Annotated in this window: 16 protein-coding genes; 1 reads left to right on the top strand and 15 read right to left on the bottom strand. The window is 33.0% G+C overall.

Annotated elements, in window-relative coordinates; genetic code table 11:
• Positions 1 to 43: 43 nt before the first annotated feature.
• Positions 44 to 973 (top strand): hypothetical protein, encoded by a 930-nt coding sequence (locus ABIB50_RS10870; RefSeq protein WP_429379738.1) that lies wholly within the window; start codon positions 44 to 46, stop codon positions 971 to 973.
• Here ABIB50_RS10870 and ABIB50_RS10865 read toward each other — a convergent pair.
• The 15 genes from ABIB50_RS10865 to ABIB50_RS10795 all read right to left on the bottom strand — a co-directional run bounded on the left by ABIB50_RS10865 (position 963) and on the right by ABIB50_RS10795 (position 17,331).
• Positions 963 to 2,672: a capsule assembly Wzi family protein gene (locus ABIB50_RS10865; RefSeq protein WP_429379737.1), complete on the bottom strand. Its 1,710-nt coding sequence runs from the start codon at positions 2,670 to 2,672 to the stop codon at positions 963 to 965. The two genes, ABIB50_RS10870 and ABIB50_RS10865, sit on opposite strands and share 11 nt — an antisense overlap.
• 13 nt (positions 2,673 to 2,685) lie before the next feature.
• Positions 2,686 to 4,368: a capsule assembly Wzi family protein gene (locus ABIB50_RS10860; RefSeq protein ID WP_429379736.1), complete on the bottom strand. Its 1,683-nt coding sequence runs from the start codon at positions 4,366 to 4,368 to the stop codon at positions 2,686 to 2,688.
• Positions 4,365 to 5,003, bottom strand: coding sequence for a hypothetical protein (locus ABIB50_RS10855; RefSeq protein ID WP_429379735.1), 639 nt, complete (start codon positions 5,001 to 5,003; stop codon positions 4,365 to 4,367). Before ABIB50_RS10855 ends, ABIB50_RS10860 begins: the two co-directional genes overlap by 4 nt.
• Positions 4,996 to 6,960, bottom strand: a complete 1,965-nt coding sequence (locus ABIB50_RS10850) for a polysaccharide biosynthesis protein (protein ID WP_429379734.1) — start codon at positions 6,958 to 6,960, stop codon at positions 4,996 to 4,998. The genes ABIB50_RS10855 and ABIB50_RS10850 overlap by 8 nt, the downstream gene beginning before the upstream one ends.
• Before the next feature lie 194 nt (positions 6,961 to 7,154).
• Positions 7,155 to 8,132, bottom strand: coding sequence for an MraY family glycosyltransferase (locus ABIB50_RS10845; RefSeq protein ID WP_429379733.1), 978 nt, complete (start codon positions 8,130 to 8,132; stop codon positions 7,155 to 7,157).
• A gap of 37 nt (positions 8,133 to 8,169) precedes the next feature.
• Positions 8,170 to 9,075 (bottom strand): NAD-dependent epimerase/dehydratase family protein, encoded by a 906-nt coding sequence (locus tag ABIB50_RS10840; protein ID WP_429379732.1) that lies wholly within the window; start codon positions 9,073 to 9,075, stop codon positions 8,170 to 8,172.
• Positions 9,072 to 9,959 (bottom strand): glycosyltransferase family 2 protein, encoded by an 888-nt coding sequence (locus tag ABIB50_RS10835; RefSeq protein ID WP_429379731.1) that lies wholly within the window; start codon positions 9,957 to 9,959, stop codon positions 9,072 to 9,074. Before ABIB50_RS10835 ends, ABIB50_RS10840 begins: the two co-directional genes overlap by 4 nt.
• Positions 9,943 to 10,653, bottom strand: coding sequence for a glycosyltransferase family 2 protein (locus tag ABIB50_RS10830; RefSeq protein ID WP_429379730.1), 711 nt, complete (start codon positions 10,651 to 10,653; stop codon positions 9,943 to 9,945). Before ABIB50_RS10830 ends, ABIB50_RS10835 begins: the two co-directional genes overlap by 17 nt.
• 102 nt (positions 10,654 to 10,755) lie before the next feature.
• Positions 10,756 to 11,493 carry a glycosyltransferase gene (locus ABIB50_RS10825; RefSeq protein ID WP_429379729.1) on the bottom strand — a complete coding sequence of 246 codons (738 nt, stop codon included), beginning with the start codon at positions 11,491 to 11,493 and terminating at the stop codon, positions 10,756 to 10,758.
• 63 nt (positions 11,494 to 11,556) lie between these two features.
• Positions 11,557 to 12,810: an EpsG family protein gene (locus ABIB50_RS10820; RefSeq protein WP_429379728.1), complete on the bottom strand. Its 1,254-nt coding sequence runs from the start codon at positions 12,808 to 12,810 to the stop codon at positions 11,557 to 11,559.
• Positions 12,811 to 12,844: 34 nt separating this feature from the next.
• Complete coding sequence (locus ABIB50_RS10815) at positions 12,845 to 13,561, bottom strand: FkbM family methyltransferase (RefSeq protein WP_429379727.1); 717 nt, start codon at positions 13,559 to 13,561, stop codon at positions 12,845 to 12,847.
• Positions 13,554 to 14,729, bottom strand: a complete 1,176-nt coding sequence (locus tag ABIB50_RS10810; protein ID WP_429379726.1) for a DegT/DnrJ/EryC1/StrS family aminotransferase — start codon at positions 14,727 to 14,729, stop codon at positions 13,554 to 13,556. Before ABIB50_RS10810 ends, ABIB50_RS10815 begins: the two co-directional genes overlap by 8 nt.
• Positions 14,726 to 15,478 (bottom strand): class I SAM-dependent methyltransferase, encoded by a 753-nt coding sequence (locus ABIB50_RS10805; RefSeq protein WP_429379725.1) that lies wholly within the window; start codon positions 15,476 to 15,478, stop codon positions 14,726 to 14,728. The genes ABIB50_RS10810 and ABIB50_RS10805 overlap by 4 nt, the downstream gene beginning before the upstream one ends.
• A 2-nt stretch (positions 15,479 to 15,480) precedes the next feature.
• Positions 15,481 to 16,371 carry a hypothetical protein gene (locus ABIB50_RS10800; protein ID WP_429379724.1) on the bottom strand — a complete coding sequence of 297 codons (891 nt, stop codon included), beginning with the start codon at positions 16,369 to 16,371 and terminating at the stop codon, positions 15,481 to 15,483.
• Positions 16,372 to 16,506: 135 nt separating this feature from the next.
• Positions 16,507 to 17,331: a class I SAM-dependent methyltransferase gene (locus tag ABIB50_RS10795; RefSeq protein ID WP_429379723.1), complete on the bottom strand. Its 825-nt coding sequence runs from the start codon at positions 17,329 to 17,331 to the stop codon at positions 16,507 to 16,509.
• Positions 17,332 to 17,336: the final 5 nt, after the last annotated feature.

The raw sequence follows: 17,336 nt of genomic DNA, 5'->3' as shown, positions 1-17,336 counted from the left end.
GTATAAACAAACATTAGTTTTAGCGTTAATTATTGGCGGGTTATTGGGTGCTTTAACAACATGGTTATGGTCACCAACTTATACTGCAAGATTAACTTTTGTAGTAGATGATTCAAAGTCAGCAGGTGGTAGCGGTGGTTTATCTGCCTTGGCAGGACTAGCTGGCATGGATTTAAATGCACTGGGTGGGGGTAGCGGTGTGTTAGCCGGCGACAACGTGCAAGAACTTGTAAAAAGCCATAAACTTATTAAAGCAACGCTTGTAACGGCTTATGACAGCACGCAAACGCTTGCAGACAGGTATGCGGCTGTATATAAACTAAATAAAAAATGGTTAAAATATAGTCCTGATGGCAAGATAACACGTTTCCCATTAAATGGCACTCAAAATACCCGGCTACAGGATAGTTTGTTGCATGAGATGACCACACTTATACTGGACGGTGAATTTGGAATAGCAAAAACTGATAAAAAGCTTGGTTTTTTTGAGGTAAACGTTACTATGAAAGACGAAAAATTAGCTCAGCTATTTTGTAACCGTATGATAAAAGCAGCTACCGATTTTTATATTAATACAAAAACCAAGCGGTTGAGATATAATGTGCAACGCTTACAACAACGCGTAGATAGTATCGGGGCTATGCTCAATCATAAAACATATACATCAGCGGCTGCCAGTAAAGGCATTTTAGATATAAATCCCGCTTACACAAGCCCAAACGCAGACATCGAGGTAAAAGAGCGTGACAAAATTTTGTTAACCACTACCTATACAGAAACAGTTAAGAGTCTGGAAACAAGCAAAACTATGCTTGCACAAGAAACACCAACAGTTCAAATTGTAGACGAACCGGAACTTCCTTTAAAGAAAAATCGAATTAAATACTATTTAATAATACCGGTAGGAGTATTATTATCCGGAATATTGTTTAGCTTTTATGTCCTGGCAACCAGAAAAAGGTCTAAAATCTAAAAGTCACACCCAATTCTCCGTGAAAATTATACACATCGTTATGTGGTATATAATATTTTGAGGAATCATAATCTTTTAACACCCATTCATAGTTTAATGATTTAATCTGTTGTAGTTTTGCATTAAACAATAAATTCTTATAAGTCCACTCTCCTTGCAAAGCAAACGCAAAATCAACCCATTTACGACTGTTCCCATTTATATCAGGAAACGCTGATCCAGCAAAATCAACATCATGCTCATATCGCTCAAATCCAATCCCCAATCTTTTTAATCCCGACACCCAACTTATATCCATTGATTGTAAATTCCCTCCAGAACCGGTACCGGCCCCAAGAACTTGTCCGTTGTTGGTATGACCTTGTTCTACTTGATAATGAATATACCACCCTCCTGCATCTCTCACAAGGCGATCTACGCTTTGAGACAATTGTGTTATTTCGCCGCTAAATAGGAGATGTTGATTATTGCTACCATTTATTGGTATCATTTTCCTTAGTCCAAATAGATAAGTTCTTGAATGATCCGGTGATTGAGCAAAATCAGTTAAATTATATGAATTATCATTCAAGCCATATTCAAAATAAACCTCTGCCTGAGCTTTTATGAATAACCATCGGGCATAAAATGAAGTATACTGATCCCGGGGAAATGGATCACCAATTCCAGAATCTATACCTCCTACGGTACTTTGTTTTGAATAAGGTGTAAAAAATGGAAAATATCCTGAAAAGCCTTTTATATCTTTCCCGTAAGCATCAAACGTTCTAATAAGTCCAATAGTAAAACCAGGCATCCACTTGGGATGATAATTAATATTAAAACCCGCAAAATAACGCCAGTCATTTATTTTAGGGGCTAGCAAATTTGTACCATCTGGCAAAGAGGTAGTTGCTAAATTAGGTAATCCGGAGTTTTCCAAACGCCCTGCTATTATCTGCCCCTCGATATATCCAATATATGTTTTAATGGGTCGAATAGTATTGAGTGTAAAATGTTTAAACCCGGGAGCGTTGTTAGTTAAAATCAATGCATTTCTAATACCAGGCCCCCACCACAGATTTTCATTAGACAAACCTGCCGCTATTGGACCAACCGTCAATTTTATACTACTCTGTCCCCAAAATGCGCGATGATACGCACCACTTCCATATCGTTCAGGATTATCAATTAGATTATGATATAAATAGTAATTTCTTAAATCCTGGCCTGTATGTCCGGAATCAAACCCATCAAAATTAAGATTATTTGCATATACATATTCAGGACGTAATTCTATACTTAATGGGCCAAATTTTAAATAAAAGCCACCACTTACCTTTGTTTGATAGCCTTTAGCAGGTATCATGGCACCATCATTCCATCCATATGGATGATCTGAATTAAATTGTTGCTGCCAGGTTAATGGCAAAATTTTAAACTGCCCTAAACCTTTAGCAAACGTTATTAAATTAGATGCTGTCCAATTATCATGCTTTAGCGCACTATCAGAATCATTAAGATGTGAAGAAGATTCGATAAAAATGGGACGCAAGGTAAATGACAAGTTTGTATCAACTTTACCAAGTAATTGTATTCTCCTATAATAATCGTCAAGAACAGGCATCCCTACGGGAACCGATTGCGCATATACAATGTTTGGTAAAAACAAGCAGTTTAGAGCAATAAACGCACTTAATAAAAACAGAGAGTTTTTCATTTAACTACAATACTTAAAATCTGTATAATATCCCTGCCTGAACCTGCAGATTAAATACGCTTAATTGATTTACAAATCCGGGGTCATTTCCATTTTGTTTTAAAGCCCATTGATAATCTAAAGATTTAATGGCTTGAATTTTAGCATTAAAGATGAGATTTTTATAGTTCCACTCGCCGCTAGTCGCTATGGATAGATCTACCCAATGTTGAGAAAAATTTTGACTATCACCAAAAGTATAGAAATAAAAATCATTATTATGAACATAACGTTCGAATTGCAATCCCAGTTTTTTTAATCCTTTTATCCAACTTATATTAACCGACTGGAGATTCGCACCAGGTCCAACACCTGCACCTAACACTTCTCCATTGTTTGTGTAGCCTTGCCGGATGCTTTTGCTTACATACCATTCTTGTCCGTCTCTGATTTTGGCAATAGACGTTTCTTGTAATTGAGTAACCTCAATTCCAATCAAAATATTTTCATCCTTCGAACTATTAAATGGCAAAATTTTTCTTAGTCCAAAAATATATGCGCGTGAATCCTCCGGCAACAACGATGACTGATATAAGTCATTAGATGCGTTATTGTGTCCCCATTCAAAATAGACTTCGGCATGCTCATGTGGCCATAACCACCTCATGAATAGCGAACTTCGTCTATCTTTATTTTGGTCAATAGGGGCATCAGGGGCAGTTGATGACTTAACAGGAGAAAAAAATGGAAGATAATCTTTAAGCCCATTTAAGTTCTTACCATACATTTGCGAACTTTGATCAAATCCTAAAAATAAGCCTGGCACCCACTTAGGCTGCCAGGTAATTATAACACCTGATAAATATCGCCAGTTATTTGGCTTAGGAACATATAAATCTGTACCAAAATATTTATTATCAGGCTCCAGTGGCGGGAAGCCCGAATTACTTAAACTACCAGCTATTACCTGGCCTTCAAAAGATCCGATTGCTGTTTTTAAAGGTCGTAACGTATTTAAAGTAAAATGCTTAAAACCAGGGGCGGTATTACTCATTAATAAAGAATTTCTTATCCCGGGGCCCCACCACAAATTCTCTGTAGATAACCCTACTGATACCGATTTGAAATTTAATCTTAGACTGCTCTGGCCCCAAAATATTCTGGCGTAAGCGGATGTTCCAAACCTTACCGGCAAATCAATATTATTATAAATATCATAATACCTGGCAAAAACTACATCATATTGATTTTTGTTGAATGTTTCAAATTTCGAGTTTGCTGCTAAAACTACTTCGGGCGAAAATTGCACACTCAATATGCCATATTTCGCGAATACTCCCATACTTATCAATGTCTGCAAACCTTTAGAAGGTACCATTGCTCCGTCATTCCATCCATAAGGATGATCGGTATTAACTTGAGTTTGAAAGTTTAAAGGCAAAAGATTTACCCGCATTTTCCCTTTTTTACTTATCCATGAATTTTCAGCATGTATCTCATTATATTTTGAACTGTCAGGATTAAATGGTTGTATTCCTTTATTTATATAATATGGATTGATGGGTCTAAGAGTAAAGGAAACATTAGTATCAATCGCACCCATCAGTTGTGTTCTTCTATAATAATCTTCAAGTGGCGTACCAACAGGTAAAGATTGTGCAACAACATCAAGTTTTGCGAGAAATATAAATACCACTATAAGCTTAACAAGCCTCATAAAGTAATTGCTTTTATACTAATATTATCTACAGACCAACTTTTTTCGCACTTTGGATTAGGATAATTTTGATTTAACTTATCTAAACACTGTAATAACATTGACTGATTAACGTGTTTGAACGTTTTTGTGATTTTGTACATTGTTGTGCCATTTGGAGAACTTAGCATGCTGCAAACACCTGGTAAATCCGCCCTGTACGAGCCCGAACGCGGATTGTGATTACTGTTAGGATAATCATCGGGATAAGATTGAGGTGGGCAAATATTACCCGCATTACAGCCAAAATTCGAAAATGTGGTATTAATGTATAAAGAATTATCGACAAGCATCTGCCATATATCTGGTCCGTCAGGCAAAAGCTGGCCACGCCAATTGTCATGTATATATAAGTCAAAAGAAATTTTAATCAGATCATGCTTAGGTAAATTACCAATCTTTAAAATAAAATTACCGTTATTATATTGACCTAATACTGCAGAGTTATTGTACTGGCTAATAATACCATTACTTATACCTGATAAATTATTTCCTTCAAAATCATTATTGTATACTTCTATCTCTTTTTTAACTTGAGTTTTACAAGAGATTTGAAACAACATCAGAAAAACCAACAAGAACGAAGTTCTATTCATTTAAAAGTGATTGAGTTATCATATCCAATTCTTCAAAAACAGAATTTTTGCTTTTAAACTCATGTACCATCAGCTTCATAGATTTAACAACTTGTATGTCATCATTATTTTTTGCATGGTCTATCAAAGAATATATTTGTCCTTCGATCTCATTGAACAAATACTCTCGCACTTTGCCTATCATTATTTTTTCATGATGTGTAGGCATCGTATTTTCATGGTCATTTAGTAATTCCTCAAACAATTTTTCGCCTGGTCTTAATCCTGTATATTCAATTTTGATGTCTTGATTAGGAACCAATCCGGCTAAGCGGATCATACGCTTAGCCAACTCGATAATTTTAACAGATTTACCCATATCAAAAATATAGATCTCTCCACCTTTACCCATGCAACCAGCCTCCAATACCAAACGACAAGCCTCTGGTATAGTCATAAAGTAACGGGTTATTTCCGGGTGAGTAACTGTAACAGGCCCTCCCTTTTCTATCTGTTGTCTAAATCGTGGTATAACAGAACCATTTGACCCAAGTACATTACCGAATCTCGTAGTTATAAATCTGGTGTTTGATTTTTTATTATTTAAATGACTTAATCCGTTGGTAAAATTAAAGTCTTTATTGCTTATCGATCTGTTTAACGATTGTACATAAATTTCGGCAATCCGTTTTGATGCGCCCATCACATTTGTAGGATTTACTGCCTTATCAGTAGATATCATTACAAACTTCTGAACCGCATATTTTACTGAAAGATCAGCAATGGTCTTAGTACCCAAAACATTTGTTTTGATGGCCTCAGAAGCATTATCCTCCATCATAGGAACGTGCTTATATGCGGCAGCATGGTATACATAATGGGGTTTATAGGTTTCAAACAAATAGTCCATTCTTTTCTCATCTTTCACATCTCCCATAAAAGCATGAAAATTTGCTTGAGTATTCATTTCTTCGATCTCTAGATAAAGATGATGTAACTCAGTTTCAGATTGATCACACATTATTATCAAATCTGTATCAAATTTTATTAACTGCCTAACTATTTCACTACCTATTGAACCGGCAGCTCCGGTAATTAATATTCTTTTCCCTTTAAGCTCTTTTTGAATGTTGGCAATATCAATTTCAATTGATTTTCTGTTTAGCAGATCTTCGATATTTATTTTTTGTATTTGCGTTGATTGTAATTTACCGCTTGTCCAAACATCATGAGAAGGGACACTTAATACTTTTATATCGTTTTCAAGACAGATGTCAACAACACTGTTCTTAAGTTCAAGCGGGATAGTATAAGATGCAAAAATAATTTCGTCTAATTTATGTTCTTCAATTAATTGAGGCAAATCTTTTGCGTCCAAAATTGATATTCCATCTATTGTCTTCCCTACCTTTCGTTGATCATCATCAACAAAGGCTATAATATTTTTATTAACCTTTTGGTCATGATCAAAAGTTCTTTTTGCAGCCACACCGGCTTCTCCGGCACCATATATAATTACTCTTTTCTTATCTAATTTCAAATTTTTAATATAGAGGAAAAAGTATTTTATGATAATCCTGTAAGTAACCATCAATAAAAAACAGGCCAGGCAATTAATAATTAATATAGTGTTTGAAATTAATGGGATATTATAAAAAGCTATAGAAACAGCGTTAATTACAAAGAAAACACCGTTACTTATAAGTACAGCAGTTAAAATTCGAAAGGAATCCTGGGCACTTGTGTATCTTATAATGCCTGCAAATGTTTTAAGTGTACAAAAAACTACTGTGCTTAATATAGCTGATATTAATAAATTGCGATCAAATTCTGCATGATTTAAATTTTTAAAATCAAAATTAGATTTGATTAAATACGCAGCGGTTAATGCTAAAAAACTAATTATTAAATCAAGTGAAAAAATAAGCCAACGAGGAACTATGTTTATTTGATTGAATAAGGTAGGCGATGTATTCATGGGCAAAATAAATAATTACTATTATTTAAGTACTGTAAATATACTGTGTTTGTAGTTAAATGTACTTAATTATTGAAAAAATGCAAACACAAATAGCATACAAATAATTTAACAGCAACAACTAGCATAATAACATATCAATTTTTTAATTGTTTTATAGATTATATAAATCACTAAAATTGATGAGATATACATTAATCATTTTTTTTTAGATTAAAAAGTTTGCCTGAACCCTCAAAACGGATACGTATTAAAATAAATATTATCGCAGTTATTGCAACTGATAGAATTAAATTAATAACTGATGTAGGATTAAATCTTATCAAAATAAAATTAATAACTCCCTGAACAATGCCATAAGCCATAGAAACCAACAAGTGTGGTACTTTTTTTTCATTTGCCCAGAATTGATAAAAATGACTTCTGTGGGCTTTAAAAATATTTTCTTTTCTATATGCCCTGAATGTAATTGTAGTTACTGTATCTAAACCATACACCAACAACATAAGTAAGTAATTAAGATTACTTGTTTTGATTATCAACTGCAAAAGAAAAAAAAGAATAATAAAGGCTAGGCTGACGCTGCCTACATCGCCAGCAAAGCATTTGGCTTTGATACGAAAATTAAAGAAATTAAAGACAATCAAAGATAGAATTGAAATAGTTAAGTAATTTTCGTTTGTAAATACAGTAACATATCTGTTAATATAATAAAACGTGATTAACGTTATCAGGCTATAACTACCAGTAAGGCCATTAATACCATCCATAAAATTGATGGCATTAATTGAGCCGATAACTAAGAAAAGCCCTAAGATTATAAAATACATACGTTGGTTATACATGCTTACCTGATAAAATAACAAAGCAACTGCAGCCAAATGAAAAAGTATTCTTATTATATTACTTGCAGGCTTAACATCATCAACAAAACTTATAAAACTTATTAATAAAAGCCCAATCAGAAAATATTCGTATTGAAAACCCCAATAAGCACCAGCAAATAATAATGCAATACTAAATATAACTCCTCCACCTCTAATTGTAATAACAGTATGTGAACTACGATGATTGGGTTTATCGATAATATTGAAATTATTTGCTATTTTAAAATATAAAAGCTCAACGGCAAACAATATTAGTAATGAGATTAAAAGTATAGATAGGTTCATAGATCTCGTATTAATATTAAGTAATTTAACTCGTTAATTAACGTATCCCTATTTTAAAACCGCTTAACACTGGTGTGGGTTTCCACCCTAATAACTTCTGGGCTTTCGTATCGTCGAAAGTTAAATTTGAGGTTATTTTGACAAGCTTATTAGAGTTTATTGCGGCTTTTGTCCCACCTAAATCACCGATTTTGGCAATTAAGTTTGCTACCCACATAGGGATATTTAAAGGCTTGGATTTATTTAATTGTTGGGCAATTACCAGTGACAGTTCTGAAAAGCTGGGATGATAGCCATCTGTTAAATTATAAATCCCTCCTATGTTGGCAGCAACAGGAATTATTTTAGCAACATCCTCTGCAAGCACTATACTTTTTTTTGCTTTGCCTTTTGCTATGTTAAAATAGTAACCCTTGTCAATACCCTTAATCATTGCTTTTAGGTTACCAGGCGGGTTGGGGCCTGCAATTAAAGGAAGCCTTAAAATCGTACAAATTACTTGATTTTTTTTACACCAGTCTTGGATAATTCTTTCAGCTTCAATTTTGCTTTGGCCATAGGCGTCCTTGGCTATTAAAGACGCATTTTCGTTTATTAAATTCCCTGTTTCAATTCCATAAACCGCTACAGAACTTATAAAGATAAAAAATTGGGGTAAATTAGATAATTTTTCAAGTGCCTTTAAAAGGCGCATTGAACCATGTAAATTAATATCAAAAAATATTTGTTTTTCAGCTTGTGTTTTAGGAATAGTGTGCGCTTTCCCTGCGGAGTGTATAATTAGATCGTAAGTATTAAGTAAAATCGGTTCAGAAATACTAATATCTACATTAATTGTGCATCCTGATTTGCCGAGTGTATGGATAACATGAGAATCTGAAAAAGCAGAATAAATATGTTTTCCTAAAAAACCGTTTGCTCCGGTTAAAAGAATATTCATCATAAATCAACTTTGATATATCTTAATTTAAACAATGCTTCTTTGTTAATTTTAACTCTTTCTTTGTCAAAAAACCACCCCCATTTATTGAAATAATATATTGCAGACTTTATTCCAATCCAAGTTAGCCGCCATGATTTATGCGAACCTTTCTCAAAAGAGTGTATTATTGAAACTTTAGGAAAAAACACAGTTCTATATTCAGCATTAATTAATCTTCTACATAAGTCTGTTTCTTCTCCATACATAAAAATACTCTCATCAAACAAACCAGTTTTCTTTAACGAGTCTGTTCTTAAAAACATAAAACAGCCGGAGAGATAAGGTACATCCATAATTTCAGTATAATTAGTGAATCTTAATTCAAACTTCTGATTTCTTTGTTCAATCATTGATTTGAATGGATTAAATCTTCTACCTATCCAATCATATGGGGTAGGCAATAATTTACAAAGGTATTGAATAGAACCGTTGGGATAATAAACTTTGGGCATTACATTGCCTACATTTAAATTATTATCCATGAACTTGATTAGAGCTTCTATAGTACCCGGTTTAAAATATACATCAGGGTTTAAAACCAAATGGTATTTTGCTTTAAAAGCAAATGCTTTTTTTATAGCAATATTATGGGCTGCTCCAAAGCCAGGATTTGAAGGATTATGTGTGTAATCAACGCGAGGGTCAAAAACTATGTTTTTCAGTTCATCTGTTGGTGAATTGTCAATTATATATAATTTACTATCAATTTTTATATTCAAAAAACTTGTAATTGCTAATGTAATAGGCTCACGTTCATTTTTGTAAGTTACTAGACTACATGATATTTTATAATTCATTTTATTTATTGCATTAACTTTAAAACCATAATTATCTATTAAATCCATGCAATATTATTGCAGATAGCATTGCCATACGATATTTCAATTTCGTATATATAGTATTATTACTTAAACTACCTGTATTTGATGCATTTAATTGGTGCCGTCTGTATAATAGTGATGGTTTTGAAATAAAATTAATTTTACAATGTAATTCTGCTATTAATCCAATCCATTGATCATGCATTGGCAAATTTGAAGGAAATGGCAAAATCTTTTTTTTTAATGATGTGTTGAATGCCATACAACAACCGACATAGGTATTTTTCTTTAAGTTTTCAAAAAAACCTTTTTTTGTTTGTAAACTTTCAAATAACGTATTTCCATATTTGTTGAGTTTATCATCAACAACAAAGGCATTTGTTAAAACTAAATCTGCTGCCTGTAAGCCATCTATTATTTCTTTTAACCTATCGGGTAACCACACATCATCCTGATCTGCTAAAACTATGATGTCGCCTTTGGAGTGCCTAATTGCATTTTCTATATTATATATTGGCGACCTAAATTTATTACCTTCAAATATCTTTATCCTGGGCTCTGATAAGGACTTAATAACTGTTAATGTTTGGTCTGTCGAAGAATCGTCAGATATTACAATTTCATCGTTTGGTAATAGCTGGTATAAAATTGAATCTAATTGCTCTTTAATATAAAATTCACCATTATACGTTGGTATACAAACTGATATTTTTTGCATTAAAAAATGTGTGAAATGAAAATAAATACATGTAATTTACTTATTATGTGTCATCCTATATATAGCCAATACTAACCAAACCACAATGCAATTTTAACAAATTTATCTATTAAAAAACTTTAATATATTTAACACACGATAGTAAATAAATGAACAAAGCAATCTAAAAGAAGGAAGTATATTATATTTTAACAATATAACAATTGCCTCTTTTCGGCTATTTGCAGCTGTAGTAATGTTAGTTGATGCACCACCAAGTTCAAACATAACAGCCGGTTGGGTAGTAATTCTTAAATTTTTCCAAATATCGCTACGCAATAGGAATTCAAAATCAGCTAATATTTTATATTGGGTATCGTATTTAAACTCTTGATAAATTTCTCGTTTTATTATAAGGCCTTGGGTATGTAATGGATTACCTCCTTTAAAACTCCTTCGTGATATTTCTTTATTTTTAATTTTAAAGCGTTTAATTATTTCATTTTCGTTTTTGTAATAAAATACTTCGCCCCAAAAAGCCGCATTACCTTGTTTAGATAACTCTATAAAGTTTTCAATCACAAAATCATTTGTTAAATAGTCTCCTTGTCCCAAAAACAAAATAAAATCTCCTTTCGCCTTTTCAATGCCTCTATTTAACGCATCGTATATCCCAGCATCATCTTCCTCATAAAAATTAACGCTTTCCGGATATAATTCTCTGAAGTTTACATTACCAACATTATACCGTACTTGAACGATAACTTCAAAATCATTTGAAGTTTGCCTGAGAACAGAAAAAATAGTTTTATTTAATGCAGAGTCCCAATTTTTTGCTGCTATTATTATACTTAAAAACATTAATTAAAAGATTAATCTTTATTGATAAACAGCATACTTATATAGTAACGAAATTAGTAGTCATCATAAATTAATTAAAAGCTTGATCATTCCCATGCTGGGATCAAAAAAATGTCCATGAGCTAAAAACTGGGTACAACTTAATTTAGTTATGTAAGCAAAGTATAACCTTACGCTTCCCGACAGAAATATAACCAACATTAAAAGCCCCATATATTTGGATGGATAATTGAGTAAATAGCATCTAAAAAGATAAATTCCTAAAATTGGCAAAATTGCAACATATAACCTTTGATAAATTGAATCCGAACCTGGAAAAACAAACATGATACCCAATATCGGAAAAAACAATACTAAGAAGAATTTATTAAGGTCATCTGTGTTTAATTTAAAGAATGAATAAAGTAAGATTGCAGCGTTAACAATAACAACTATAAACACCCTTATTTTACTCTCTGTTGTTCCTTCAAAATAACCAGTTATTGCACTTACGCCGGTAGATTCAAGTATAGTAATGCCGGTAAAATAGAATAACGAAACCAATGCCGAGACACTCATTAAAAAAATGAAATATTTAAACTTAGTGTTAGTAATTTTCTTGTTTTTATAAAAGTTAAAACAAAAAAACAGGAATACAAAAAAGATAAATGATAGGTGGAATAATGGTGTAATGTAAATCAAAATAAAGCCAATTTTTTTTCTCTTTACCATGGCTACTCCTATTCCAATTAAATAGATCAAAAGGGCCAGTTCTTGCCGCCATATATGAAATAAACCGTCTATTGAAGCAGGTGTAAGAAAGAAAAAAATAATTACGAACAAAGCAAAATACTTTTCTGATAAATACCTGAACCCCGTAAAGAGGCATACAAACAATATCAAATAGTAAGAAAAAAGAAAATCATTACTACCAGCATTAAACAAATTTATTAATAGCCAGCACAGCAAGTGCCATAAAGGTTCAGTACCTGATGGAAACGAGAAAAACCTTAAAAAAATATCATTTATACTAAGATAATCGTCCGAATGAAAATAGATAAGGTAATTTGGAATATCATCAGAACTTGCAGCCCAAACAACACCATACTCCCTGCTATAAAAAAATAAAGCAAATGATAGTGATGCAGATATAATATATGGCCATTTTGGTATATCAGTATACAAGGATACAATTGCAATAATAAAAATTGCAAGAAATGGATTAACCAAAAAAAATACAGCTATGCAAAATAAACCTGAAACAAAACCATAGTCAAGTTTTTGCGATTTACTGAGTGATAATACGTATGGTTTAGCTAAGTTTAAATTAGTTAACATTCATTTAACATTAGTTATATTAATAAACAACTAACTATTTGCGGTAAAATGTGGCGTCTATCTGAAGCTGCTTACCATTTTTAATATCATAAAATACAGGCGTAATACTCCACAATTCAAATCCAAAATTTTTAATCTTGGCAAGCATTTCTTCATAAAGCAATTGCCCTTCATACAAAGGCACCAAAGATATTTCAAGTTGCATGCCCTTTACTTTAGGCATTATTGCTAAAGCGCCGTTTAATACCATTTCTTCATATCCCTGGGTATCAATTTTAAGAAAAAGCACATCATTATTGCCTAAATATTCAGGGGCAACGCTATCTAATTTTTTAAGGGCTGCCTTTTCAATGCCTACATATACTGAAGTTGGTTCTGCTTTTTTGTGTATATCAAGCATATTAAGTATCGAGCTGCTTTGTGAGTTTCCTGAAATTTGAATATCAACTTCGCCATCTTCGCTACCAATAGCCATCTTGGGTGCAACTACCCAGTCCGGATCGTTTTTACTTAAATTAAGCAGTTGTTTATATGCTGCAGATAGTGGTTCAAAAGACACTAACTTACCCTTATACCCATTGTCTCTAAGGTGTTTACCAAATTGGCCAATATTAGCGCCAATATCAAATACCACGGTTATATCGTGTGCGGCTAATGATTTTACAAAGTAAGCCTCATATGTTTTTTCGGGATTATAATGTGTAATTTCTGCACCTAAAAAATGAAATATTGATCTGATAAGTTTACGCATGATCTAAAATACTTCTAATAGCATTGATTACATCGCTCACATCTTGATCTGTTAATTTGGCCGATAGTGGTAAACTTAAAATATTTCGCCCCGCATTCATTGCGTGGGGAGTACTTTCCGGTTTCCAGCCAAATGTATCCTGGTAGTAAGGATGCTCGGGTATACTCATGTAATGCACACCAATACCAATATTATAATTTTTTAATTCTTCAATAAATTCATCACGACTATAACCGCATTTTTCTTTCTCTAACAAAACAGTAAATAAATGATAGCCGTGTTTGGTGTCATTGGCAGTAGCCATAGGCAAAGTTATAGGCAAGTTTTTTAATTCCTCTAAGTATCTAAACCAAATCTCTTCTCTCCTGTCCCAATATTTATCTACCTTTTTTAACTGGTGGATGCCTATACTTGCCTGCAAATCCATCATGTTGTATTTAAAGCCACACTCAACAACTTGATAGTGCTTGTAACCATCATCGCCAAAACGCTTCCAGGCATCTTTGGTCATGCCATGTAAGCCCAAGGTCTTTATGCGCGATGCGTAATCTTTGTTAGGTGTTAAAACCATACCGCCCTCACCTGTTACTATATTTTTGGTAACATAAAAGCTAAAGCAACCAAAATCGCCTATGTTACCGGCTTTTTGGTTTTTGTATTCGGTTTCAATAGCATGTGCGCAATCTTCAATTACAATAAGTTTATGCTGTTTGGCAATATCCATAATTTCATCCATTTCGCAAGCCCTGCCCGCAAAGTGTACAGGTATAATAGCTTTTGTTTTGGAGGTAACTTTTTTCAATATCTCTTTAGGATCTATATTTAAGGTATGCGGATCAATATCTGCCAATACCGGTGTACCGCCTGCATGTATAATTGCGTTAACTGTAGCGCAAAATGTAAGAGGTGTAGTAATAACTTCATCGCCTGCGGTAATACCTGCTGCAATTAAACTTAGGTGAAGGGCCGCAGTACAAGAACTTAACGCTACAGCATAATCGGCATCTTTATATTGCTTAAAGTCTTCTTCAAATTGAGCAACTTTTGGCCCGGACCCTAACCAGCCCGATTTTAACGTTTTTACTACCTCTTCAATCTCATCATCCTCTATCAATGGTAGTGCAAATACAAGAAATTCATCTCTTTTTGCTATTGTAGCATTTTTCATATGTATACGTTATTATTATTAAATATTTGTGGCTTTGTTGCGTTAAAATAAAATGTTACAATATTAACATTATTTCCTTCTACAACTGCTTTAATATTAATTTCATTAAAGTAAGGTTCAAAAACCATTTTAACCTCTTCGATGGTTTCAAATTCGGTTTTATGATCAATATGTCCATTAGCTTTTGGCAGCATACCACAAATTGACATATTGTTTTTACTTGAGCCAACTAATTTTTTAATAATTTCATGAATATCATTAATTGTGAAGTAACATATACCCGCATTCCAAACAACAACATCATAATCAGTTGCTGGTAACGGTTCTGTAATGACATTAACTTTTTGAAAATTTATATTATCCCGCTTAAAAAACCTTTTTGCGTAATTAATAGCGTCATCATCATAATCTACAGCGTCTATATGCATTGCTACATCTGCAAAAAAAAGAAAACTGTATGCCCCGTCACCACAACATAGATCCAATACCTTGGCGCCTGGTTGCATAAGCTCACGTGCGTAAGTACCTCTTAATGTAAAGCTCCACTGTGACGGATCAAAGCGCCAATTAGTATAATTTATCTGGTGCTTAAAAAACATAGGGACATCAGGATTATATTGCCACTCTTTTATAAAAAGCAGTTTCGACAGAAAATACAGGACTTTAGAAAAAAACCAAATTAAATAATCAAGACACAATAATTGCAGGCCGATCCAAATTAATTTTTTTATGATTTTTTTTAAAAACATAATTATATATTATCGAAAAAAGGTGTAGAAAAAACATTATATCTATTCCTAATTTTACGCTTTATAACAGTCAAATAAGCATTAAATACCACTTTAATATTAGATGATAAAAGGGCTTTTAACGAAGTATTTTTTGGATATACACGCACAAAGTTAAATCCTGGATCTGTTTTGTGTACCAAATCAACAGTCTCTTTTAACTCGTTAACATATTTACCGTATATAAATTTAATAGTTTCTTTTGAATATGGATAACTTCCCAATTCATGCGTTCCGTCCGCGTAGCGCCCATATTGGTGATAATGATAAAAAATTACCGGAGTATCATTAACACACACCTGCCCTTTTTTGTTGGTAACATTATAACTGGAAACATTCCAGGGTGCTACACCGGCGCCAATATTGGTGATGCTTTTTACACCTTTAAACAATTTAGGCCATTCATTTAAACAAGTTTGTCCGGGGTAATATTCTAACCGATCTCGTGAGTAAGTAAAGCAATTTTGTTTCCAATAATTTAAAACCTGGCGTGATCTTTCGTCATTTCTAAATGCATTAAATTGCACACAATTTTCGCCAGCAACGGCCGTATTATCAAACTCGGGCGTAAAATTATGTGGCACTAGTGAAATAGAATCATTACCTAATTCTTCTAATATAGCTTCGGGGTCTGAAAAAAACAGGGAATCGGCTTCCAGATATATTACAATTTCGGCATCAAATTTATCTATTATATAATGGCAAATTATAGGTTGGCAAACCCAGCAAAACTGTCCTTTAGTTGTACGGTTTTGTACTGCAACCAACTCATCAGTCATAATATCATCCAATTTTACCGGCACCATGCCCGGTAAATTCATTTTTGTTAATAAATCATATGATTCGTCATCCATACATAATGGATAAAACTTAAATTCTTTTGAGGAAAATTTAAGAGACCTGAAAACTGTAACCCCCTGAAATAGATAATTTTTATCGAAAACCGCACAATAATGTCTCATGAAATTTTACTTAGCACGATAATCCTTCTAAAACGAAACACCAATTCCTCCTCCCGGATACCAATGCTCTTCCGGCTTTTCATCAAAAAAGAGAAAATTCCTTTTTTGCTTAATTGAAAAATCAGATAATTTACTAGTAACATGTGAGTTATCACCTAATATGATGGACTTTTCAGAGATTTTCTCTTTTATTGTCTCATATTCTCTCGCTTCATAATCTGCTGAATGATCACTGTCATTTATAAAAATATCAATATTAAAGTCCATTTTTTTTAAACTCTCAATGGAATCTCCATATATGATTTCGCCAAAGTTTTTATAAATACCATCAAGTAAATACCCCGCTTCTGGACGAAGATCGGTCCCATAAAACCGTCCCGGAAAACCTTCCTCACTATTTTTTTTGAGGGCACTACATAGCAACACAGATCCTAATCCCTTGTCAACACCCGTTTCAACAATAACCTCAGGTTTTAATATTCTGACAAATGCATACCAACCGAGTCTCTTACCGAATTCGACTTTCTTATCCGCTACACGTTTTTCTTCATAAGGAAGATTTTCAATCTTTTTCAATACATAATCAATTAATTCTGCATCTGCCTGAGGTTCCATTAAAACATTAAAACACTCATCATACGATTTTTTTGTAATAACGCTTATAAAATTAGCAAGATATTCTAAATTTGTTTTAGTTAGGTTAAAGGTAAAATTCGTGTTTTCATTAGAACTAAAAAGCCAATTGAAAATCAATATATATTTATCGTTATAATAAGAAGTTGCAAACTTAAGCCGTCGAAAAAAACTAACGATGTTGCGCAAAAAAAGAATTCTTTTTAATATTTGTCTCATGAAAT

The sequence above is a fragment of the Mucilaginibacter sp. UYCu711 genome (genome assembly GCF_050433825.1).
Classification (GTDB): domain Bacteria; phylum Bacteroidota; class Bacteroidia; order Sphingobacteriales; family Sphingobacteriaceae; genus Mucilaginibacter.
This window is presented reverse-complemented; position numbering and strand designations above follow the sequence as displayed.